This is a genomic window from Caulobacter sp. GW821-FHT09H08 (assembly GCF_059415885.1).
In genome coordinates, this window is record NZ_JBWKOC010000006.1 from 442,969 (window position 1) to 464,232 (window position 21,264).

Consider the following 21,264-nt stretch of genomic DNA (forward strand, 5'->3'; position numbering starts at 1 on the left):
AGGCGGCTTTGAGGGGGAAGGGAAGCGCGGGGACGTTTGCTCCACAGCAACATCTCTTCTCTCTCTTTGTGGAAGGAGAGGGGCGCCGGGCCTAAAGCCCCCGCAGCCGTTCCAGCGCGCCTTGCAGGATCCAGCCTGCCGCCATCTTGTCGACGACCTCGTCGCGGCGTTTGCGGGAGATGTCGTGCTCGTCGATCAGCACGCGGGTCACGGCGGCCGTCGACAGACGCTCGTCCCAGAAGGTGATCGGCAGGTCGGGCTTGAGGCGCAGCAGATTGCGGGCCAGAGCCCGGTTGGACTGGCAGCGGACGCCCTCGGTGCCGTCCATGTTCATCGGCAGACCGACGACGATGCCGATGGCGCCGCGGCTGTCCATCAGCTTGAACAGCGCCTCGGCGTCTTGCGTGAACTTGGTCTTTTCGATCAGCGCCAGGGGGCTGGCGACCGTGCGGGTGACGTCCGAGACGGCCACGCCGATGGTCTTCTCGCCGGGGTCCAGGCCGACGATCGGAGCGTACTCGGGGAGGGCGGCGGCGAAGTCGGCGATGTCGAGAACGGGCATGTCTCTCCATATCAGGAGCCGCGCCGCTTGAAACCTAGCGTCTGGCCGGGTAACCGACGCACTCGAATTTCAGGAGATCCCCATGGCCATTGACGCCGCCACCGTGCGGAAGGTCGCCCGGCTCGCCCGCATCGCCGAACCCGAAGAGCGCCTGGAAGGGCTGGCTCAGGAGCTGAACGGCATCATGACGTGGATCGAGCAGCTGGCCGAGGTCGACACCGACGGCGTCGAGCCGTTGACCAGTGTCGTGGCCGCCGGCCTGCCGCTGCGCGAGGACGTGGTCACGATGGGCGGCGATCCGGCCCGCGTGACCAGCAACGCGCCCAAGTCGATCAACAACTTCTTCGTCGTGCCGAAGGTCGTGGAATAATGAGCCTGACGAAGCTGACCCTGACGGCCGCCCTGGACGGCCTGGCCAAGCGCGAGTTCACCTCGGTCGAACTCACCAAGGCCCACATCGAGGCGATCGAGGGCGCGCGCGGCCTGAACGCCTACATCCTGGAGACCCCGGAAAAGGCCCTCGACATGGCCGCCAAGTCCGACGCCCGCCGGGCGCTGGGCGAGGCCTCGCCGCTGGAAGGCGCGCCGCTGGGCGTCAAGGACCTGTTCTGCACCGAGGGCGTGCGCACCACGGCCTGCTCGAAGATCCTCGAGAACTTCACGCCGACCTACGAGTCGACCGTGACCAGCCAGCTGTGGCGCGACGGCGCGGTGATGCTGGGCAAGCTGAACCTCGACCAGTTCGCCATGGGCTCGTCGAACGAGACCTCGTACTTCGGCCCGGTGACCAACCCCTGGCGTTCGGCTGGTTCGAACAAGGCCCTGACGCCGGGCGGTAGCTCGGGTGGCTCGGCCGCCGCCGTCGCCGCCGATCTCTGCCTGGGCGCCACGGCCACCGACACCGGCGGCTCGATCCGCCAGCCGGCCGCCTTCACCGGCACCGTCGGCATCAAGCCGACCTACGGTCGCTGCTCGCGCTGGGGCGTCGTGGCCTTCGCCAGCTCGCTGGACCAGGCCGGCCCGATCGCCAAGACCGTCGAGGACGCGGCCCTGCTGCTGACCTCGATGTCGGGCCATGATCCCAAGGACTCGACCAGCCTGGACATCCCGGTTCCGGACTTCACCCAGTTTGTGGGCAAGTCGGTGAAGGGCCTGAAGATCGGTATCCCCAAGGAATACCGCGTCGACAACATGCCGGCCGAGATCGAGAAGCTGTGGGCCGACGGCATCGCCTGGTTGAAGGAAGCCGGCTGCGAGATCGTCGACATCAGCCTGCCGCACACCAAGTACGCCCTGCCGGCCTACTACATCGTGGCTCCGGCCGAGGCGTCCTCGAACCTGGCCCGCTATGACGGCATGCGCTACGGCCTGCGCGAGGACGGCGCCAACCTGACCGACATCTACGAGAAGACCCGCGCGTCGGGCTTCGGCGATGAGGTCAAGCGCCGCATCCTGATCGGCACCTATGTGCTGAGCGCCGGCTATTACGACGCCTACTATCTGAAGGCCCTGAAGGTGCGTCGCCGCATCGCCGAGGACTTCGACAACGCCTGGACCAAGTGCGACGCGATCCTCACCCCGACCGCGCCCTCGGCGGCGTTCGGCCTGGGTGAGAATTCGAACGACCCGATCGCCATGTACCTGAACGACGTCTTCACGGTGACGACGAACCTGGCAGGCCTGCCGGGCCTGTCCCTGCCGGCCGGTCTCGACGCCAACGGCCTGCCGCTGGGTCTGCAGATCATCGGCAAGCCGCTGGACGAGGCGACCGTGTTCTCGGTCGCCGGGGCGGTCGAGAAGGCCGCCGGCTTCACGGCCAAGGCCGAAAAGTGGTGGTGAGATGACCTTCACGGCGAAAGCCGGGAAGCGATAGCGATCTAGAAAAGGGCGGCTCCTCGCGGAGCCGCCCTTCTTCTTTGGGATCTCTCCGGGAGGAGAGGCAGGTTACATCGGCGCGCTGGGATCGGGCTGCGGCGTCGGCTGCGGAGCGGCCGGCGCCGGGATGACCAGGGGAGCCGGTTCCGGCACGGCCGGAGCACTGATCGCCGGCGGCGGTGCCGGAACCGTGGCGCTGACGTTAGACGAGGCCGTCGAGACGTCCGGGGCGCTCTCGCGGACGGGAGCGGCGCGGCGGGCGACCGGTCGGGCGGCGGGCGTCGAAGCGCGGGCCACCGGCGCGGCGGCCGGCGTGCGCGTCTCGTTGGCGGCGATCTCGGTGGGAGCCGGGATCGGAGCCGGGGTCTGGGCGATGCTCGACGGAGCCGGCGTCGTGGCCGGCGCCGGGGTGTCGGCTACGGCGGTCTGCAGCGATTGCTGATCGGTCGGGGCCTCGGCGCGATTGGCGGTCATGGCCCAGAGCAGGCCACCGGCCGCGATGGCGACGACGGGAACGCCGACCATCAGGGGCAGGTTGTTGGACGCCTTCTTCTTCGGCGTGCGAGCATAGACCGGCTGCGCGGGAAACAGAGCCGAAGCATTGGGATCGGCCGCGACGACCGGTTCCGGAGCGTCAAAATTAAGAACGGGGCGAGAGGTCGCCATATCTACCTCCATAGGTGAGCTGTTCCCAAGATGAACGGAGGTTTCCCAGCAGAGTTCCGAGTCCACGAAATGGCGCCAATCATGACGAGAAAAGGCCATTTTTTAGCTCGCGCTTCGCGAAGCTCCACTGAATACTTTCCCTCGCCTTTATGGGGAGGGGGCGAAGCGGTCGGGTGGGGCGGCGTCATGAGCGTGGTTCGCGCGAGAGCTTTCCGGAAAGCCATGACGTCAGCGGAAGTCCGGCTTTGGGTTCGGCTTAGGAAGTTGAGAGCCGGAGGCTTTCATGTTCGCCGCCAGGCCCCATTTCGAGGCTATATCCTCGACCTCGTCTGTTTTGATCGGCGAGTGGTCGTCGAATTGGATGGCGATCAGCATGCCGAACCTGATCAGGCGCGGCACGACGCTATTCGTGATCAAGTTCTGCGCCGAGAAGGCTTCCAAACCTTGCGTTTCGGGAACCGCGCGGTGCATGAGGATATCGACGCGGTGATGGACGTGATTTGCCATGCCCTTGCCGCCGCGAGCCCCACCCGGCCGCTCCGCGGCCACCCTCCCCACGAGGGGGAGGGAGGAAGCTAAGAGATGACTGAAGCAACTTCTTCCAAAGTGATCCAAGGCCGCACCGGCCCCTGGGAAATGGTCCTCGGTCTCGAGGTGCACGCTCAGGTCGCCAGCAAGTCCAAGCTCTTCTCCGGCGCCGCCGTCGGTTTCGGCGCGGGTCCGAACGAGCAGGTCAGCCTCGTCGACGCGGCCATGCCGGGCATGCTGCCGGTCCTGAACCGGTTCTGCGTCGAGCAGGCGGTGAAGACGGGCCTGGGCCTGAAGGCGCAGATCAATCTGAAGAGCCGCTTCGACCGGAAGAACTACTTCTATCCCGATCTGCCGCAGGGCTATCAGATCAGCCAGTTCGACCAGCCGATCGTCGGCGAGGGCGTGGTGATCGTCGAGCGCGACGACGGTTCGACCTTCGAGGTCCGCATCGAGCGCCTGCACCTGGAACAGGACGCGGGCAAGTCGCTGCACGACCAGGACCCGAACGCGACCTATGTCGACCTGAACCGCGCGGGCACGGCGCTGATGGAGATCGTCTCCAAGCCCGACATGCGCACCTCGGAAGAGGCGGCGGCCTACGTCAAGAAGCTGCGCACGATCCTCGTCTATCTGGGCACCTGCGACGGTGACATGGACAAGGGTAACCTGCGCGCCGACGTCAACGTCTCGGTCTGCCGTCCGGGCGCCTACGAGAAGTTCCGCGAGACCGGCGACTTCAAGCACCTGGGCACGCGCTGCGAGATCAAGAACGTCAACTCGTATCGCTACATCCAGCAGGCCATCGAGTACGAAGCCCGTCGCCAGATCGAGATCCTGGAAGACGGCGGCAAGATCGACCAGGAGACCCGCCTGTTCGACCCGACCAAGCTCGAGACGCGTTCGATGCGGTCGAAGGAAGAGGCGCACGACTATCGCTACTTCCCCGATCCGGACCTGCTGCCGCTGGTCCTGGACCCGGCGTGGGTGAAGGAACTCGAGACGACCCTGCCGGAACTGCCGGACGCCAAGAAGCAGCGCCTGCAGAGCCAGTATGGCCTCTCGGCCTATGACGCCGGCGTGCTGATCATCGAGAGCGACCGCGCCGACTACTTCGAGGCCGCCGCCAAGGGCCGCGACACCAAGCTGGTCTCCAACTGGGTGACCAACGAGCTGCTGTCGAAGCTGTCGGCCAACGGCCACGAGATCGCCAGCTCGCCGCTGCCGTCCTCGGACATCGCCCAGCTGGTCGAGCTGATCGAGAACGGCACCATCTCGTCGAAGATCGCCAAGGAGGTCTTCGAGCACATGTGGGCCGGCGAAGGCCGTCCCAGCGAGATCGTCGAGAAGCGCGGCCTGGTGCAGATCAACGACACCGGCGCCATCGAGAAGGCCATCGACGATCTGATGGCCGGCAATCCCGACAAGGTCGAGGCCGTGAAGGACAAGCCTCAGGCCCTGGGCTGGTTCGTCGGCCAGGTCATGAAGGCCACCGGCGGCAAGGCCAATCCGGGCACGGTCAACGAGCTGCTGCGCAAAAAGCTCGGCGTCGCCGAATAGGGCGATCCGCCAGCCATAAACGACGAGGGCCCGCGGCGAACACCGCGGGCCCTTCTTCGTTGATGCGAACTGTTTCTTATTGCGGCTGCGCCGGCGCGATCGGCTCTTCGGCCGTCTTCTTGTGCTTCTTGGCCTTCTTGGCGGCCTTGTCTTCGGTGGGCGCGGGCTTGGCCTCGTCCGGAGCCGGGGCGGTGGCCGAGGTGGGCGTACCGGCGCTGTCGGCGGGGGCGGCGGTCTCGGGCGAGGTCTGGGTCGTCGGCTCCGTGCTGGCGGCCGGCGGCAGGGCGGTCGAGGGCGCGGTCGCCGGGGCGGGATCGGCGGGCGGAAGCGTCGTGGTGGTCGTCTGCTGGGCCAGGGCCGAGCCGGCATAGGCCACGGCGGCCAGGGTCAAGGCGGCGGTGGTGATGCGCAGGGTCTTCATGTGCGTAGGGACCATGTTGCTGCAGCGTCGGACTGTGACGCGGGGCGCAAGCTGGTCGGGCAATGCGGTCGAAATGACTTCGCAATCGGGCGCTTGCGCCTCACACGCGGCGAGGCCGAGGCGCTCATGGCCGCAAAACGGCGCCCCAGGCATAGCCCAGGACGCCGTCTCGAGACCGCAGATGCAGTTCAGGTCTAGCGGTTGGCGATGACGTCGAAGATCAGGCCGGTCGCGATGGCGGCCAGGACGTAGTCATTGCCCGTGCGGTACCAATAGTAGCCGCGCGGCGGCTGGCGCAGGTGATAGCGATAGTAGTCGTTCACCACATAGCCGTGGCCGCGATAGTAGGTCGGCAGGTAGGCGCCGCGACGCCAGGCGTTGTAGCCCGGGCGATAGCCGGGGCTACCGTAGTAGGCGGCCGGCGGCGGGCCGTAGGACCAGCGGTTGTTGTAGTAGTAGCCGTTGTGGCGGCCGTTATCCCAGCGATCGCCACGATCGCGGCGATCGTAGTCGCGATGATCCCGGTCGCGATCCCAGCCGCCGCGATCGCGGTCACGGCCACGATCGTCGCGATGGTCCCAGCGGCCGCGATCCTGGGCGGCGGCGTCGGTGGCCGTCAGAGCCATCGGACCGGCCACGGAGGCCACGGCGGCGATGGTGAGCAGCAGACGTTTCATGTCGTCATCTCCTGGTGGTCGGGCGGGCCTGTCGAAGCGCCGCCTAGAAACTTCCCTCGACCTTGAAACGCACGATGCCGGCTTTCGGCTGAACCCAGCCTGAATGGCGCCGTCAGGCAATTCGTGGGGATCTCGCAGCGTCACCCTTGGCGCGGCGTGTTGTCGCGACCATGTTCTGGAACAAGCACGATTACGGGAGGGAAGGGCCGATGAGCCGTCCGATCGAACTGCACTACTGGCCCACGCCGAACGGTTGGAAGGTCTCCATCGCGCTCGAGGAGATGGGCCTGCCCTACGAGATGATCCCGGTGAACATCGGCACGGGCGCGCAGTTCAAGCCGGAGTTCCTGGCCATCAGCCCCAACAACCGCATGCCGGCCATCGTCGATCATGATGGCCCGGACGGCGAGCCGATCTCGATCTTCGAGTCCGGGGCCATCCTGCAGTACCTCGGCCGCAAGGCCGGCAAGTTCTACGGCGAGACCGAGCGCGAGCGCGTCGACATCGACCAGTGGGTCATGTGGCAGATGGGCGGGCTGGGTCCCATGGCGGGCCAGACCCACCATTTCCGCCAGTACGCCGCCTCGATCATCGCCGACCAGCGCCAGATCGCCTACGGCGCCATCCGCTACACGAACGAGACCCACCGCCTGTACGGGGTGCTCAACAAGCGCCTCGAGGGCCGCGATTTCATCTGCGGCCAATTGTCCATCGCCGACTTCATGAGCTGGCCCTGGATTGTGCCGTGGAAAAATCAGGGCATCATTCTCGAGGAATTCCCGCATCTGAAGGCGTGGTTCGAGCGCGTCGGCGCGCGAGAGGCCGTCCAGAAGGGCTTCAAGTTGGGGGCGGAATTGCGGACCGGTGGGCTGCAAGCCTCTGGAAAAGCAGCGGAAGAGGCGCGCAGAGTCCTGTTTGGACAGCGAGCCCGTTAACGCGCTGTATACTGGCCTTTACGCGCAGTAATTACCGTGAAGAACTAGTGTATTAGGTGCGACATTCATGATGTTCGCGCGTTTAACTATATGTTCAGTGCCAATGGACTTTTCTGCTCTCGGGCTCAGATCCGCCAGAACGGTTGGGGCGAGCCAGAGAGAGGAGATGAGCCATGATGTTGATGAACGAACCGCCGGCCGTCGTCGCCACGCTGCCGCTGCCGTCCGCCGCTTCTACCGGGGACGAGCTGTTCCGCATGGGCCTGCTGTATTCGACCGGTCAGGGCGGCGCGCCGCTGGACTACGTGTCCGCGCACATGCTGTTCAACCTGGCCGCCATGCGCGGTTCGGTCGAGGCCAAGGTCTATCGCAAGGAACTCTCGCAAGAGATGGCCAGCGAAGAGGTCGCCGAGGCTCAGCGCCAGGCCCGCGAATGGCTCGCTCACGGCTGAACCCGGTCTCCCGGGTTCACGCTATCCTCTTAAGGCGCGCCTAAAGCAGGGCGCGATTTGATGGGATCAAATCGCTGGCTCTAGCTTTTTCCTTGTCGCGCGTTTGATCCGATAACCGGTTCCCACTTAGCGGAACGCGCTCTAGCGGATCGTGCCGTTCACCGCATAGCTGAAGCTGACCGGCAGCAGGTCCCTGAAGTACTGCTGCATGAACAGGCCAGCCTCCGCCACGCCGCTGCGTGGCACATAGACGATGTCGAAGCGGCGCAGGGGCACGAGGTCCGCGCTGCCCGGGCTGGTCAGGCCCTGTAGAAGATTGGTCGTGCGCATCATGGCCCGGCCATCGACCCCGCGGCGAATGATCACAACCTGATTGCGCTTGGCGCCGTTGGTGAAGCCGCCGGCCTGGATGATGGCCCGCAGGGCGTCGCCGTCGCCGGCCATGTCGAACACGCCCGGACTCTTGACCTCGCCGCCGACGAAGACCTTGAGCGGCGTCGTCGATTTCACCGAAACCTGGACCTGGGGCCGCAACAGCGTGCCCGTATAGGCTTGGCCGATCGCGCCTTGCAGTTCCTCGACCGTGCGGTCCGCCGCCATCACGGGGCTGATCAGCGGCAGGCTGATACGCCCGTCCGGCTGGACCACGGCCCCTTTGCTCAGCTCCGGCGCCGACGGCACGGTCACCTCGACCTCGTCGCCCGGATAGAAGCGGTAGGAGGGCTCCTCCTCGCTCCAGTCGGCGTAACCGATATTAGAGAAGTTCGCCGTAGGCTTGGGGCCTGGCGTGATCGGTTCCGCGTCGATGGTGCCGCAGGCGGAGAGTCCGCCGGCCAGCAGGATCACGGCCAAGGCCGTCTTGAGATGCGTGCGGCTGTGCATGCGACAAGTCTTAACAGGAATGGGTAACGAACCCTTAAGACCGGCCGCCCCAGGGTGCCTGGCAGATTGAACCAACTGGATTCGCATGTCGACGAGCGCCTGGACCAGCGTGCCTCACGACTCATCGCCTCGCATGGCGATGGGCGCTGCCGGCGCGCGTCCGAAGTACGCCCCGACGGACTTCGTGACCCTGCTGTGGCGCGAGCGTTTCCTGATGCTGGTCGTCTTCGTGGTGATCGTGGTCCTGGGCTTCGGCTTCGCCACGACGCTGAAGAAGACCTACACGGCCGAATCGAGCCTGTTCGTGCGGCTGGGCCAGGAATACGTCTACGAGCCTCGCGCCGGTGACGCCGCCCGTGGCGCGGTGCCGTCCAACGACGAAGTCATCCAGTCGGAAGCCGAGATCCTGGGCAGCGGCGAGCTGCGCGAGCGGGTGATCCGCAAGATCGGCTTCGCCAAGGTTTTCCCGGACGCCGCCGAGAAGTACGCGGTCGCCACGCCCGAGGAGAAGCGCAAGCTGATCGCCCAGGCGCGCGACTCCATGGGCAAGAGCCTGAAGATCCAGACCGCACCGGACAACTCGATCATCCGCGTCGGCTACCAGCACAACGACGCCGAGATGGCCGAGAAGGTGCTGAACACCCTGCTCGAGGAATATCTGATCTATCGCCGCAGCCTGCTGATCGGCGGCGGCGAGAACCGCGTGCTGCAGCGCCAGCGCGACATCTTCGCGCAGAAGCTGGGCGAGGCCGACGCGGCCTACCAGTCCTTTCTGAGCACCAACGACATCGGCGACTTTACCGCCCAGAAGACCGCCCTGACGCAGCTTCAGGCCCAGGTCGAGCAGCAGAAGTACCAGGTCGACGCCCAACTGGGCGATCGCGTGAGCCGCCTGAACGTCGTCGAGGCCGAACTGGGCAAGACGCCTGCGGAATCGGTGATGTACCGCGACGTCGACATGACGGCCGCGACCAAGCTGACGCAGCTGAAGCTGGACCGCGAGAACCTGACGGCGCGCTACACCGCCACCGCCGCGCCGGTGGTCGAGATCGACAACCAGATCGCGCGCCTGGAGCAAGGCCTGGCGGCCGGCCGCACCAACGGCGAGGGCGCGCGTCGCAGCGGGCCGAACCCGATCTGGCAGACCCTGACGACCACCCGCAACGACCTGCGGGCCGAGGTCGCGGCGCTGCAGCAGTCGCAGCTGAACTATGCCCAGCAGATCCAGGACGTGAACGACCGCCTGCTGCGCCTGGCCGGGCTGGAGCCGCAGTTCAATGAGCTGACGCGCGACCGCGACGTGCTTTCGACCAATGTCCGCGACTTCACGGTCAAGGAACAGCAGGACGAGGCCCAGCGGCAGATGTCGGCCGACGGCAGCGACAGCATCCGCATCGTCCAGCGCGCCGTCGCGCCGTCGACGGGCAAGAGCCTGAAGAAGCCGGTCCTGGTCCTGGCGATCCTGTTCGGTGGCTTCACCGCCCTGTGCGTCGGCCTGATCCGGATGTTCCTGCGCCCCGGCCTGCAGACGCCGGCCTCGGCGTCGCGCACCCTGGGCGTTCCGGTCCTGGCCACGGCGGGGGTCAAGCGGTGAGCGCTTTCGTCGCCTTTCGTCGGCAAGGTTAATATCGCAAGTTGCGAGCTTCTGAGTGCGCGGCGATTCGGTAGATGGTCGATTTGAACGTCGAGATGACGGAGCTTTGGGGGGCGCTTGGAGCGCCGCCTGCCGGCCGTCCGCACGTCATCCAGTTCATCTCGGCGCGCCGGGGGGAGGGGACCTCGACGGTCGCCCGTGAGTTCGCTCGCTTCGCCTCGCGCCGCGCCGGCCGCAAGACCTGGCTGGTCGACCTGGACCTGGCCAACCCCACCCAGCTGCGTGAGATCTCGTCGGATCCGAACCGCTTCGGGCCGTTGGGGCCGCCGGTCTCGGCTTCGCCCGACGGATCGGCCTTCTTCACCGTTCAGCCGCCCGCGCCGCGCCCCGAGGGCGGCGTGTGGCCGGACGCCCAGTACCTGGTCGGCCACAGCGTCGGCGGGCCTCGCCTGTGGCTCGCACGCTTCAATCGCGAGGCTCTGCGCGGCCGCCAGCAGGCGCACGTCATTCCGTCCGCCGACTACTGGAAGGCGCTGGGCAAGCACACCGAGCTGATCGTCGTCGACTGCCCGCCGCTGGACCGCTCGCAGGCCGGACCGACCATCGCCAGCCAGATGGACCAGACCGTTCTCGTCGTCGCGGCCGACCAGCCCGACGTCCGCCAGCCGGCCATGCTGCGCGACGCCATCGCGGCCGCCGGCGGTCGCTGCGCCGGCATGTTCTTCAACCGGGTCACGGTCGAGCCGCCCCGCTTCCTGAAAGCGATCCTCCCGTGACCTGGGACATGCCGAGGGAGGAGGAGCGCCACGCGCTCCCGCCCTCGATGCTGGCCTTCGCCGCGGCGGTCATCATGCTGCTGATCTATACCGGCGGCTGGCAGTTGCCGCTGTTCGGGGAAGAGGCCGACGAGGGGGCTTCGGGCCTGCTGCGCGTAGCCTTCCTGCCCGCCTATGCGCTCGGTTTCTTCCTGGTCGTCGGCAAGCCCTGGACCATGGTGCGCGCCACCATCCGCCAGCCGCTGCTGATCATCCTGATGTGCATCGTGGCGGCGTCGATCACATGGTCGATCCAGCCCGACGTCTCGATCCGGCGCGGCTTCGCGGTCGGGTGCACGACGATCTCGGGCCTGGCGCTGGCCTCGCGGTTCCGCTGGAAGGAGCTGGCCCAGGTCTTCTCGATCACCTTCTGCGTGCTGATCGTCGCCTGCTACATCGCCTGTATCGCCTTCCCCCGGGTCGGGATCATGACCGAGCTCTTCCCCGGCGCCTGGCGCGGCCTGTGGCTGGAGAAGAACTCGCTGGGCGGCATGATGGCCCTGGGCTGCTGCCTGCTCAGCGCCACGGCCTTGCTGGACCCTCAACGCAGGGGCCTTTGGCTGACCTTTGCAGGCCTGGCCGTGGGCCTGGTTTTGATGTCGCAGTCCAAGACCTCGCTGGCCTCGCTGATGCTGGGCCTGATGGCGCTGGGCTTCGTGTGGATCTGCCAGCGCGGCCCGGCCTTCGGCGCGGCGGCGACCTGGGCGGGCGTCGCGGGCTTCGTGATGCTGGTGCTGTTCATCGTCTTCGCGTCGGACGTCTTCTTCGGCATCCTGGGCAAGGACGCGACCCTGACCGGCCGGACGCAGATCTGGACCGCCGCCTTCCGCCAGATCGAGGAGAGGCCCTGGCTAGGCTACGGCTACGCCGCCGTCTGGAGCGACAAGTCCGGCTGGGGGCCGCTGGCCTGGATCGTCCACGACGCCAAGTTCACGCCGCAGCACGCGCACAACTCCTGGATCGAGCAGCTGATCGGCATGGGTGTCGTCGGCCTGGCCGCCTGGGGGCTCTTCTACCTGCAGACCATGACCCTGGCCCTGATCGCCGTGTACCGCGAGCGCGGGGCGATGCTGGCCTTTCCGTTCCTGATCGTCTTCACCCTGGTCAGCCTGACCGAGAGTATCGCCGTCGTTTACAACGACTTCCGCTGGGCCGTGTTCGTGGCCCTGGCGGCGAAGCTGGCCTTCTCGGACCGCGCCCAGGCCGGCTAGAGGCCGATCCGCTTGGCGCCTTCGGCCACGGTCACCACGTCGAAGCCTTCCGCCACCGCGCGATCGATCAGGCGCTCCAGCGCGCCCGTCGTGCAGCCCCATTGCGAGGGCGCGTCCGCCACGTCGTGGGTGTAGAGGATCAGCCAGGCCTTGCGGGCCTTGGCCTTGTCCAGCCAGCCGTTGGCGACCGCTTCGCCCGCCTCGCCCTCGATGCCCACTGCCGGCGCCTGGTTCAGGTCCGCGCCGTCGGCGATCAGGCCATGGTGCAGGGCGCGCAGGGTCTTGAAGCGCCCCGCCAGGGCCGTCTTGGCCGGCGCGCCGACGTCGCCATAGGGGTAGGCGAAGCTGACCGGCTCGCCCGTGCCCCAGGCGGCCAGGCTCTCGGCGTTCTGGTCGATATCGGCCAGGGTCACGGCGCTGGACGACTGGCCGCAGTCCAGGTGCGAATAGGTGTGGCAGGCGATCTCGTGGCCAGCGTCGTGCAGGCGGCGCGCGTCCTCGCCCGTGGCGAAGCGGCCCATCGGCCCGTCGCGCCCAGTGAGGCCGGCGGCGAAATAGTAGGTGCCGCGCAGGCCACGGGCTTCCAGAGCCCTGGCGCCGGCCTCGCAGGCCGTGGCGGGGGCGTCGTCGAAGCTGAACGAGACCATCGGCCGTTCGAGCGCCACCTTGGCCGGGCGACGGTAGGCCAAACGGATCAGCCGGCGACGCAGCTTGCCCTTCAGGCTGCGGTCGGGCTCGTAGGCGTCGACCTTCTCGAATTCGACCTGCATCAGACGGCCTCGATATAGAGCGCGGCGCGGTACAGCCGCATGGCGAACGCGCGCAAGGGAAGGGGAGCGGCTTCGGCCAGGGCGATGGACTTCAGCATCGGCCGCCAGACGCCACGCATGGGGAAGGACTTCAGGGCCTTGGCGACCTTGTAGCTGGGATAGGCGCTGACGATGTCGCGGTGGCTGGCGACGACGCGGGCGAAGTTGGCCGCCGACTGCTCGTACTTGGCGGCCATGGTCGGCGCGGTGTCGAGGCCCAGGTGCGTGGCGGTGTTGTCGATGTGCAGGATCGGATGCTGGCGCACGACCCGCATCGCCCACTCGACGTCCTCCCAGCCCCAGCCCGAGAAGCCCTCGTCGAAGCCGATGCTCTCGAAGACGTCGCGGCGGACCAGCAGGTTGGAGGTGAAGACGTGTTTCTCCGGCGCCTTGGCGCGCTCGGGGGCGGGCGTGCAGTCGCTGCGCAGGGCCATGGTCCGGTGCAGGGCGTGCTCGGGCCGCTGGGGCGTCTGATCCAGGGTGAAGCCACCGAAGGCCACGGGCGTGTCGCTGTCGGCCACGGCGGTCCAGCGGCTCAGGAAGTTCTGCGTATCGGGCAGCATGTCGCTGTCCAGGAACAGCATGTGCCCGCCGCGCGCATGGCTGGCCAGGCGGTTGCGGCCCTTGGCGCGGCCTTCGTTGCTGGAGAGGCGCACAAAGCGGATCGGGGTGCGCATCTTTTCGACCCGACGGGCGATGCGCTCGGCCAGGGCGTCGTCGCCGCCGCCGTCGTCCAGCACCACGATCTCGGCGCCGGCGCTGGGGTCGTCCAGCGCCTTGAGCAGGGCGACCGGGTCGTCGCGGAAGGTCGGGATCAGGACCGATAGGCGCGGCTGGGCGCTGGCCCAGGCGGCGTTCTCGATGCGGAGTTCGGTGATGGGCATGGTCATAGGGCGTGCGCCCTCCGACGAAGGATCAGGGAAAGCTTGCCGCGCAGGCCGCCGACATCGAGGCCGAGGACCAGCACGCCATAGACCAGGGCGCCGACGCCGGCCTTCAGGGCCAGTTCCAGCACGCCGCCAGGCGAAGGGAGGGCGCTAACGCACAGGGCCATGGCCAGGCTCGCGCCGCCGGCCAAGGCCAGCTCACGCCACGGGATCGGCATGGCGCAGGCGCGACGGCCCAGGGCCCACGCCGCGACAGCGCCGATGGCGTAGCTGATGGTCGTCGCCCACAGGGCGCCGTCCAGGCCCAGCATCGGGATCAGCAGGAGGTTCAGGATCACGTTGGCGATGGCCGGCGCGCTCATGCTGACGATCAGCAGCGGCGTGCGGCGTCCCAGGGTGAAGGCCTGCAGCAGATAGTAGGTTGTCATGCCCGACAGCCAGCCGCTGGCGGCGATCCAGGGCGTCACGTGGCTGGCGCCCTCGCGCAGGGCTTCGCCGACCATCAGCTCCGCCAGCGGACGCGCCACCAGGGCCAAGCCCACGGCGGCGGGCAGGGTCAGCAGGATCATGAAGGAGGCCTGCTCGCGGGCCGCTTCGGTCAGGGCGGGCTGGCCGCCGCGCTCCAGGGCCGATATCAGCGCCGGCGCGCCGGCCATGCCCAGCCAGATGAAGACCACGTCGAGGGTGCGGCTGCCGAGCGAATAGCCGGCGTGATAGACGCCGACCGTCGCCTCGTCGAGGAAGGCGCCCAGCAGCAGGCGGTCGGTGCTGGCCAGCACCAGGGCCAGGATCAGCGACAGCGAGACGGGCAGGCCATAGGCGGCGTACGCCTTGGCCAGGTTGGCGTCGAACTTGCCGCCGGTCATGTGCTTGAGCTCGCGCGGCAGGACCAGCGCCATGCTCAGCGCCGAGATCAGGCCGACGCCCAGGATCGGGGCCGCGCCGCCCAGGCCCGCGAAGGCGAGACCCAGGCCCAGGGTGAAGCCGCCCGCGACCTGGACGATGGTCAGCAGCGCCGCGCCCGAGACCTCGCCCGCCGCGCGACGGCGTTCCAGCGCCAGCTTCATCAGGCTGTTGGCCAGGGTCGAGCCCAGGGCGGCGATCACCGCGACCTTCAAGGGCTCATTCAGCGGCAGCAGCGCCACGACGGCGCAGGCCAGAGGAACCACCAGCGCCGCGACGATCCAGAGACGATAGAGGGTGGCGAAGTGGTCACCGACCCGGCCGTCCTCGGTCCGCGTCGCCAGGAAGCGGGCCATGGCGGCCTCGGTCCAGGTCAGCAGGACCGTCTGGGTCAGGCTGCCGACCGAGAAGGCCAGAGCGTAGGTCCCGTACTGCGCCGGATCCAGCACGCGCGTGAACAGGACGATGGTGAGCAGGCCCACCACGCCCTGGACGATATTGACCGGCAGATAGCCGAGGACCCCGCGCCAGAACATCGCCGGCCGCCTAGCGCACCGCCGACCGATCCCCCAGCAGGCAGGGGATGGTCATGGCGATGACATAGAGGTCCAGCCAAAGCGACTGGCGCTCGATATATTCGACGTCCAGGGCCACGCGGACGCGGACGCTCTCGGGCGTGTCGACCGGACCGCGCGAGCCTTTGATGGCGGCCCAGCCGGTCAGGCCGGGCTTCATGCGGTGACGGTGGGCGTACTGGGCGACCAGCTTGGCCGACTCCACGCCGCCGGTCTTCATGCCGATGGCGTGAGGGCGAGGACCGACGATCGACATCTCGCCGCGCAGCACGTTGAACAGCTGGGGCAGCTCGTCGAGGCTGGTCTTGCGAATGAACTTGCCGACCTTGGTGACGCGGTCGTCGTCGGCGCTGACCTGGCGCGCGGCGGTGGCGTCGGCCATCTCGTGGCGCATCGAGCGAAACTTCCAGACGAGGATTTCCTCGTTGTTGAAGCCGTGGCGGCGCTGGCGGAAGAAGATCGGGCCGGGGCTGTCCAGCTTCACGGCGACCGCCACGGCCAGCATGATCGGACCGGCGACCACCAGGCCGCAGAGGGTGACGATCAGGTCCTGGGCGCGCTTGACCCAGGCATGGCGCAGGGAGGGCGCGGCGCCCGACAGTTCGTTCTCGCCGCCGGCCGCGATCCGAGCCAAAGCGGCGTCGTCTTCGGCAAGGCCGCCGACGTCGATGAAGAGGTTCAGCGGATTGGGCAGCACCGCCAGCTTGTCGACCAGCTGGCGCACGCGCGACTGGGCGGTCGACTGGACCGCGATCACCACGCGGTCGACATAGGGCATGATGCGGTGGTCGAGCAGGGCGGTGGTGTCGCCCAGCACCGGCACGCCGCCGATGTTCTCGGGCGCGCGGTCCAGGCGGTCGTCGAACACGCCCAGCACGTTGACCTCGCCCGTCCGCAGGGCGGCGGCGATCAGGCGTTGCGCGTTGGCGGTGGCGCCGACGATGACGATGTTGGGGGTCAGCCGGCCTTGCTTGCGGCCGTGGGCGACGACCATCCACCAGGTGGCCTGCAGGGTCCCGACGACGGCGGTGGCGCTGGCCAGCGTCCAGGCCGTCGGACCATCCGCGCGCCCGGTGACGGCGATCAGGCCGAAGGCGGCGGCGAAGCCCGCGCCCAGCGCCATGGCGACACGAGCCAGATGTTGCGTCAGGTCCTGCTTGCGAGGGAAGGCGTAGGCGTCCAGCGCGCGCAGGGCGATCAGGACCGTGACGGCCCAGAGGCCGGCGGCGATCGGATGGCCCTCCAGGGTCACGGCCACGGCCGCGGCGCCGGCGGCCGCGATATCGAGCGCCCGGAAGGTGCGGGCGAGAATCCGGACCTCGACGCGGGCGCGCGACGGGATCAACTGACCCGGGCGGAAGGGCCCGCGACGGGCGCGGCCCGCATCGACAGCGCCGCCGGCGACGCGCGACGAAGCAGGCGTCGGCGCGACGAAAGCGGCTGCGGATTCGGCCTTTGTAGCCTGTGGGGGGGCGGTACGCATGGCGCTCGACATTGAGAAAACCATGTTCAACTTAGCGTGGCCGTCTGAGCGCCACGTTAACGGCGAGATTTTCCGAAAAGCGCCGTTGTCATCCTGAAGCGAACAGGCTATCGAACCGCTCCCTCTCAGGAGGAGACGTGGCCGAGAGGCTGAAGGCACCGCTTTGCTAAAGCGGCATACCTCAAAAGGGTATCGAGGGTTCGAATCCCTCCGTCTCCGCCACCCCTTTCAAGTCACTGATTTTTCATAAGAATCGACTGCTTGCTCCTCAAGTTCAAGCAAGCGCTCGGCAGGGGCGGCTGCGGCGTGGATGCGGTCGCGGGCGCCAGCCTGACTCGTCTTGGACTCTAAAATGTCGGGCCTATGCGGACGTTCTCGTCAGGCGTTCGGCGGCTGACTATCGACGCAAGGTCTCCCTTGGCGGCCGCGTCGAGGCTGACGACGCTCTTCTCCGGAGCTCGCACCGTTCCCGAACCTGGCGACCGCACAAGCGGGGCGCCCGCTGCTTTTCGTGCTTAACGCGAACGCGACGCTCGATTGTCGCGTGTCCGGTGTGTTCCAAGTTGGGATGGTCGTGGCCAAGTTTGGCGATATTCTCGCTATGCGGGTGGTTCTGGTCTTGGAATGAAGCGATCCGTTCGGTGCGCCCCTGGCTCTCGCGACAGGAGCGGGCAGGGGTGATGTCGCCTCTCCGAATCTTCGCCGGCGCCCAGGGCGGGACCGTCAGGGCGATGGTCGCGCACATCGCGCCAAGCTTGACTTTGGAGCGGTGTTGAACGTCGAAGTCACGACAGTTTTATCCTCTACAAACCGTTACTCGAAGGCCAGTTGGGGCCAGAACGGCCTCTAGGCGCGCCGTTCGGAGACTTACCGTCGATTAGATTGGAATCGCCCTGTTTAAATGTGAGCCTATCGCAAGGGTTGATTGAGCCTTGGGTGTGCGAGATTATGTCGCACCAATACACCAGTAATATCAAATCACCATTTGAAGCGATGGAGGGCCTTTTCTGGGTTCTCCAAAATATATCGAAGATACCGAACCGTATATTGGTTCGAAGTCTCACATATGTTCGCCTATGTTGCAAACGTATGAATGCTTTAGTCGGCCTCCCGACTCTATTAACCGTTAACTATAAGTAAATTTTAAGGATTGATTAACGACGTTCTCGGCGGCATAACGTCGGTTGACTAAGCTTTGGCGTGAGCTGGGGCGGGGCTGGCATTGTGGTTCTGGGAAACCTGGAGAGGGGGCTGTGCTCAGCCTCGCATCCGGGGATCACGCGACATCCCCCACCCATCGCTGACGACCGGAAGATCGGCCCCAAGCCGACGATATCCGGTTCGTGGCACGCGCCTTGCCTAGGGTTGAGTACGAACAACATCCCCGTGTCCCATTCCGGAACAGGGGAAAATTAGGCGCCGGTGGGGCGCGGGTCAGCGCCCACTGCGCAGGTGGGAAAAGGGGATTTCGAGATGAGCGTCAGCGATCTTCACGTTCTGAGCGTCAACAACGACAGCGGCTCGAGCAACAGCGATTTCATCACCAATGACGGCACCCTGACGGTGACCGTGCGATACGATCGCAACTCCAGCGGCACGACTGCTGAGAACACCATCCGACTGTACATCTCTGGCGGCTCCTATGGCGCGGGCACGCTGATCGACTCGCGGGTGATCAGCACCAGCGGCAACAACGACACCTACACGGTCAACATCCCGGGCACGATCGGCGACGGCACCTATTCACTCTACGTGGCCCGAGGCGACGCGCCGTCCACCGCTCTCGACACCCAGGCCCTGGTCATCGACAAGGTCGCGCCGTCCGTGCCGGTCATCACCAAGGCGGTCGACGACACCGCGCCCCTGACCGGCGACCAGACCGACGGCACCAAGACCAACGACAACACCCCCACCGTTCACGGCACCGGCGACGTCGGTTCGACCATCACGCTTTATGACGGCGCCACGTCGGTCGGCACGACCACGGTCGGCGCCGGCGGCGCCTGGACGATCACCAGCACGGCGCTGAGCAACGCGGTGCACACCCTGACGGCCAAGGCCAGCGATGTCGCGGGCAACGTCAGCGGCGCGTCCAACGACTTCCATCTGAACATCAACACCGCGGCCCCGACGGGCACGGTCACGATCACGGACGGCTACGATGACGCCGGCATCTATACCGGCACGGTCAACGACAACGGCACCAGCGACGACCAGACCTTGACGCTGAACGGCACCTATGCGGGCGCCAAGGCGGCGGACTTCATCGCCGTTTACGACGGCACGACCTTCCTCGGCTTCACGACCTTCGCGACGGCCACCACCTGGACGTTCACGACCCCGACCCTGTCGGAGGGCAATCACGACCTGAAGGCCTATATCGTCAACGAGTACGGTACGCGCGGTCCGGTCAGCGGCACGTTCGACTACGCCGTCGACATCACCGGCCCCAGCAATCAAAACCTCTCGATCACCAAGGGGGTCGACAACTTCGGTCCCAGCAAGGGCGATCTGAAGAGCGGCGACACGACCGACGACACGACGCCGACCATCAGCGGCTCCATCGATTTCGATTTCTGGGCTTCGGACACGATCGGCATCTGGGACGGTTCGACCTATCTCGGCCAGACCACGAGCGGCGGGGACTTTGGCACGGAATGGTCGTTCACGACCTCGGCTCTCTCGGCTGGCACCCACACCCTGACCGCCTACAAGCTCGACGGCTATGGCAACAAGAGCTCGGGCAGCAACTCGTTCACCGTGACGGTCGGCTCGGCCCCCGTCGACAGCACGGCTCCGGATGCGCCGACGATCACCGGCGCGGCGGACGATCAGACCCCGACGACGGGTCCGGTGTCGAGCGGTGGCTACACCAACGACACGACCCCGACGATGTCGGGCAAGGCCGAAGCCAACTCGACGGTCGACGTCTATGACGGCGCGACCAAGGTCGGCACGGGCACGGCGAACGGTTCGGGCGACTGGACCATCACGACCTCGACCCTGTCGGACGGCACGCACACCCTGACCGCCAAGGCCACGGACGCGGCCAACAACACCAGCACGGCGTCGACCAGCTACACCGTGAAGGTCGACACGGCCGCCCCGACCGGCACCACGATCACCGGCGCCGATGACGATCAGAACCCGCAGACGGGTTCGGTGGCCAACAACGGCTACACCAACGACCAGACCCCGACCATGTCGGGCAAGGCCGAAGCCAACGCGACGGTCGACGTCTATGACGGCGCGAGCAAGGTCGCCACGACCACGGCGAACGGCGCGGGCGACTGGAGCGTCGCCACCTCGAGCCTGGCCGTCGGTGACCACACCCTGACCGCCAAGGCCACGGACGCGGCCGGCAACACCGGCGCGGCTTCGGGCGGCTACACCGTGAAGGTCGACACCTCCATCGCCCAGCCGACCATCACCGGCGCTGAGGACAATGTCGGTACGACCGCGAACATCGGCAGCGGCGGCCTGTCGAACGACGCCAGCCTGCTGCTGAGCGGTTCGGCTGAGAAGGGCTCGACGGTCACCGTCTATGACGGCGCTACCGTGTTGGGCACGGCCACGGCCGACGCCGGCACCGGCGCCTGGACGTATCAGACCTCGGGCCTGAGCGAGACGGCTCATAACTTCAAGGTCAAGGCTGTCGACGCCGCCGGCAATGTCAGCGTGGACTCGTCGGACTACACGGTCAGCGTCGATACGACGGCGCCGACGGTCACGTTCTCGCTCGGCCAGACCCTGGTGAATATCGCGGACACCAGCGTTGCGGTGACTCTGAACTTCTCCGAGCCGGTCAATTTCGACGCTTCGACCTTCTTCGCCGCCAATGCCGCCGGCGGTGCGACCTTCTTCGCCGCTAGCTATGCCGGTGGAACCACGGGCATCAGCAGCCTCGAGATGACTTTCCACGCCAGCGCGAATTTGGAGACGTCGTTCGTCTTCTCCATGCCGGCTGGCCTGATTGTCGACGCCGCAGGCAATGCGAACGTGCTGACCTCGGCGACCGAAACCCTGACCATCGACACCAAGGCGCCGGTCGCTGCGGTGATCGGTGGCGCCGAGGACAATTTCGGTACGCTCCAGGGCAATATCACGACGGATGGTGCGTCCAACGACGCCAGCCTGCTGCTCAGCGGCACTGCGGAGAAGGGTTCGACGGTCACCGTTTATGACGGTGCGACCGTGCTCGGCACGGCTACGGCTGACGCCGGCACCGGCGCCTGGACCTACCAGACCAGCAGCCTGAACGACTCGACCCACAGCTTCACGGCGAAGGCGACGGACGCGGCCGGCAACACCGGCCCGGCTTCGACGGCCTACACGGTTACGGTCGACACGGCGGCTCCGGACGCTCCGACCTTCACCAAGGGCGTGGACAATGTGGGTCCGGTGCTGGGCGACGTGAACAACGGTGGCT

At 66.9% G+C, this 21,264-nt stretch carries 19 protein-coding genes and 1 tRNA gene; 11 read left to right on the forward strand and 9 right to left on the reverse strand.

Annotation, left to right across the window (positions count from 1 at the left end; genetic code table 11):
- Positions 1-91: 91 nt before the first annotated feature.
- Positions 92-562: a Holliday junction resolvase RuvX gene (gene ruvX, locus AC07NN_RS22220; RefSeq protein ID WP_494645875.1), complete on the reverse strand. Its 471-nt coding sequence runs from the start codon at positions 560-562 to the stop codon at positions 92-94.
- 82 nt (positions 563-644) lie between these two features.
- On the opposite strand from ruvX, the gene gatC reads away from it, so the two are divergent.
- Positions 645-932: an Asp-tRNA(Asn)/Glu-tRNA(Gln) amidotransferase subunit GatC gene (gatC, locus tag AC07NN_RS22225; RefSeq protein ID WP_454760669.1), complete on the forward strand. Its 288-nt coding sequence runs from the start codon at positions 645-647 to the stop codon at positions 930-932.
- Complete coding sequence (gatA, locus tag AC07NN_RS22230; protein ID WP_494645877.1) at positions 932-2,401, forward strand: Asp-tRNA(Asn)/Glu-tRNA(Gln) amidotransferase subunit GatA; 1,470 nt, start codon at positions 932-934, stop codon at positions 2,399-2,401. Before gatC ends, gatA begins: the two co-directional genes overlap by 1 nt.
- A gap of 105 nt (positions 2,402-2,506) precedes the next feature.
- On the opposite strand, the gene AC07NN_RS22235 is transcribed toward gatA, so the two are convergent.
- Complete coding sequence (locus AC07NN_RS22235) at positions 2,507-3,103, reverse strand: hypothetical protein (protein ID WP_494645879.1); 597 nt, start codon at positions 3,101-3,103, stop codon at positions 2,507-2,509.
- A 222-nt stretch (positions 3,104-3,325) separates the two neighbouring features.
- Here AC07NN_RS22235 and AC07NN_RS22240 point away from each other — a divergent pair, with 222 nt between their 5' ends.
- The gene (locus AC07NN_RS22240; protein WP_494645951.1) at positions 3,326-3,682 is read left to right on the forward strand and encodes an endonuclease domain-containing protein; all 357 of its coding nucleotides are present in this window, start codon (positions 3,326-3,328) and stop codon (positions 3,680-3,682) included.
- A 3-nt stretch (positions 3,683-3,685) separates the two neighbouring features.
- Complete coding sequence (gene gatB, locus AC07NN_RS22245; protein WP_494645881.1) at positions 3,686-5,191, forward strand: Asp-tRNA(Asn)/Glu-tRNA(Gln) amidotransferase subunit GatB; 1,506 nt, start codon at positions 3,686-3,688, stop codon at positions 5,189-5,191.
- Positions 5,192-5,267: 76 nt separating this feature from the next.
- On the opposite strand, the gene AC07NN_RS22250 is transcribed toward gatB, so the two are convergent.
- Together AC07NN_RS22250 and AC07NN_RS22255 are read right to left on the reverse strand one after the other, a co-directional pair.
- Positions 5,268-5,627, reverse strand: coding sequence for a proteophosphoglycan 5 (locus tag AC07NN_RS22250; protein ID WP_494645883.1), 360 nt, complete (start codon positions 5,625-5,627; stop codon positions 5,268-5,270).
- A gap of 179 nt (positions 5,628-5,806) precedes the next feature.
- Entirely contained in the window at positions 5,807-6,289 is a 483-nt protein-coding gene (locus tag AC07NN_RS22255; protein WP_494645886.1) for an RcnB family protein, read from the reverse strand.
- A 209-nt stretch (positions 6,290-6,498) separates the two neighbouring features.
- On the opposite strand from AC07NN_RS22255, the gene AC07NN_RS22260 reads away from it, so the two are divergent.
- Together AC07NN_RS22260 and AC07NN_RS22265 are read left to right on the forward strand one after the other, a co-directional pair.
- A complete protein-coding gene (locus AC07NN_RS22260) occupies positions 6,499-7,224 on the forward strand; it encodes a glutathione S-transferase N-terminal domain-containing protein (protein WP_494645888.1) in 726 nt (241 codons plus the stop codon).
- Positions 7,225-7,397: 173 nt separating this feature from the next.
- Positions 7,398-7,676: a sel1 repeat family protein gene (locus AC07NN_RS22265; RefSeq protein ID WP_494645890.1), complete on the forward strand. Its 279-nt coding sequence runs from the start codon at positions 7,398-7,400 to the stop codon at positions 7,674-7,676.
- A 141-nt stretch (positions 7,677-7,817) separates the two neighbouring features.
- Here AC07NN_RS22265 and AC07NN_RS22270 read toward each other — a convergent pair whose 3' ends face one another.
- Positions 7,818-8,558 (reverse strand): polysaccharide biosynthesis/export family protein, encoded by a 741-nt coding sequence (locus tag AC07NN_RS22270; RefSeq protein WP_494645891.1) that lies wholly within the window; start codon positions 8,556-8,558, stop codon positions 7,818-7,820.
- A gap of 133 nt (positions 8,559-8,691) precedes the next feature.
- On the opposite strand from AC07NN_RS22270, the gene AC07NN_RS22275 reads away from it, so the two are divergent.
- The 3 genes from AC07NN_RS22275 to AC07NN_RS22285 all read left to right on the forward strand — a co-directional run bounded on the left by AC07NN_RS22275 (position 8,692) and on the right by AC07NN_RS22285 (position 12,178).
- Entirely contained in the window at positions 8,692-10,152 is a 1,461-nt protein-coding gene (locus AC07NN_RS22275) for a GumC family protein (RefSeq protein WP_494645893.1), read from the forward strand.
- A 74-nt stretch (positions 10,153-10,226) separates the two neighbouring features.
- Entirely contained in the window at positions 10,227-10,928 is a 702-nt protein-coding gene (locus AC07NN_RS22280; RefSeq protein WP_494645895.1) for a P-loop NTPase family protein, read from the forward strand.
- Between the two features lie 8 nt (positions 10,929-10,936).
- Positions 10,937-12,178, forward strand: a complete 1,242-nt coding sequence (locus AC07NN_RS22285) for an O-antigen ligase family protein (RefSeq protein ID WP_494645953.1) — start codon at positions 10,937-10,939, stop codon at positions 12,176-12,178.
- On the opposite strand, the gene hfsH is transcribed toward AC07NN_RS22285, so the two are convergent.
- From hfsH to hfsE, 4 genes are read right to left on the reverse strand one after another with little or no spacing between them, the layout of a single operon-like run.
- A complete protein-coding gene (gene hfsH / locus AC07NN_RS22290; RefSeq protein ID WP_494645897.1) occupies positions 12,175-12,948 on the reverse strand; it encodes an oligosaccharide deacetylase HfsH in 774 nt (257 codons plus the stop codon). The two genes, AC07NN_RS22285 and hfsH, sit on opposite strands and share 4 nt — an antisense overlap.
- Positions 12,948-13,877, reverse strand: a complete 930-nt coding sequence (gene hfsG / locus AC07NN_RS22295; protein ID WP_494645899.1) for a polysaccharide biosynthesis protein HfsG — start codon at positions 13,875-13,877, stop codon at positions 12,948-12,950. The genes hfsH and hfsG overlap by 1 nt, the downstream gene beginning before the upstream one ends.
- A complete protein-coding gene (gene hfsF / locus AC07NN_RS22300) occupies positions 13,874-15,313 on the reverse strand; it encodes a polysaccharide biosynthesis protein HfsF (RefSeq protein ID WP_494645901.1) in 1,440 nt (479 codons plus the stop codon). The genes hfsG and hfsF overlap by 4 nt, the downstream gene beginning before the upstream one ends.
- 10 nt (positions 15,314-15,323) lie before the next feature.
- A complete protein-coding gene (gene hfsE, locus AC07NN_RS22305; protein ID WP_494645903.1) occupies positions 15,324-16,835 on the reverse strand; it encodes a polysaccharide biosynthesis protein HfsE in 1,512 nt (503 codons plus the stop codon).
- A 131-nt stretch (positions 16,836-16,966) separates the two neighbouring features.
- On the opposite strand from hfsE, the gene AC07NN_RS22310 reads away from it, so the two are divergent.
- Both AC07NN_RS22310 and AC07NN_RS22315 read left to right on the forward strand, forming a co-directional pair.
- Positions 16,967-17,057 (forward strand) — tRNA-Ser (locus AC07NN_RS22310).
- Positions 17,058-18,308: 1,251 nt separating this feature from the next.
- Positions 18,309-21,264, forward strand: a 2,956-nt coding sequence (locus tag AC07NN_RS22315) for an Ig-like domain-containing protein (RefSeq protein WP_494645905.1), incomplete at its 3' end; no start/stop codon positions are given.

Excerpts from the sequence above, each read along its gene's own strand:
- ruvX (WP_494645875.1), bottom strand. The coding sequence starts at position 562 with ATGCCCGTTCTCGACATCGCCGACTTCGCCGCCGCCCTCCCCGAGTAC.
- gatC (WP_454760669.1), top strand. The coding sequence starts at position 645 with ATGGCCATTGACGCCGCCACCGTGCGGAAGGTCGCCCGGCTCGCCCGC.
- gatA (WP_494645877.1), top strand. The coding sequence starts at position 932 with ATGAGCCTGACGAAGCTGACCCTGACGGCCGCCCTGGACGGCCTGGCC.
- AC07NN_RS22235 (WP_494645879.1), bottom strand. The coding sequence starts at position 3,103 with ATGGCGACCTCTCGCCCCGTTCTTAATTTTGACGCTCCGGAACCGGTC.
- AC07NN_RS22240 (WP_494645951.1), top strand. The coding sequence starts at position 3,326 with ATGACGTCAGCGGAAGTCCGGCTTTGGGTTCGGCTTAGGAAGTTGAGA.
- gatB (WP_494645881.1), top strand. The coding sequence starts at position 3,686 with ATGACTGAAGCAACTTCTTCCAAAGTGATCCAAGGCCGCACCGGCCCC.
- AC07NN_RS22250 (WP_494645883.1), bottom strand. The coding sequence starts at position 5,627 with ATGGTCCCTACGCACATGAAGACCCTGCGCATCACCACCGCCGCCTTG.
- AC07NN_RS22255 (WP_494645886.1), bottom strand. The coding sequence starts at position 6,289 with ATGAAACGTCTGCTGCTCACCATCGCCGCCGTGGCCTCCGTGGCCGGT.
- AC07NN_RS22260 (WP_494645888.1), top strand. The coding sequence starts at position 6,499 with ATGAGCCGTCCGATCGAACTGCACTACTGGCCCACGCCGAACGGTTGG.
- AC07NN_RS22265 (WP_494645890.1), top strand. The coding sequence starts at position 7,398 with ATGATGTTGATGAACGAACCGCCGGCCGTCGTCGCCACGCTGCCGCTG.
- AC07NN_RS22270 (WP_494645891.1), bottom strand. The coding sequence starts at position 8,558 with ATGCACAGCCGCACGCATCTCAAGACGGCCTTGGCCGTGATCCTGCTG.
- AC07NN_RS22275 (WP_494645893.1), top strand. The coding sequence starts at position 8,692 with ATGGCGATGGGCGCTGCCGGCGCGCGTCCGAAGTACGCCCCGACGGAC.
- AC07NN_RS22280 (WP_494645895.1), top strand. The coding sequence starts at position 10,227 with ATGGTCGATTTGAACGTCGAGATGACGGAGCTTTGGGGGGCGCTTGGA.
- AC07NN_RS22285 (WP_494645953.1), top strand. The coding sequence starts at position 10,937 with ATGCCGAGGGAGGAGGAGCGCCACGCGCTCCCGCCCTCGATGCTGGCC.
- hfsH (WP_494645897.1), bottom strand. The coding sequence starts at position 12,948 with ATGCAGGTCGAATTCGAGAAGGTCGACGCCTACGAGCCCGACCGCAGC.
- hfsG (WP_494645899.1), bottom strand. The coding sequence starts at position 13,877 with ATGACCATGCCCATCACCGAACTCCGCATCGAGAACGCCGCCTGGGCC.
- hfsF (WP_494645901.1), bottom strand. The coding sequence starts at position 15,313 with ATGTTCTGGCGCGGGGTCCTCGGCTATCTGCCGGTCAATATCGTCCAG.
- hfsE (WP_494645903.1), bottom strand. The coding sequence starts at position 16,835 with ATGCGTACCGCCCCCCCACAGGCTACAAAGGCCGAATCCGCAGCCGCT.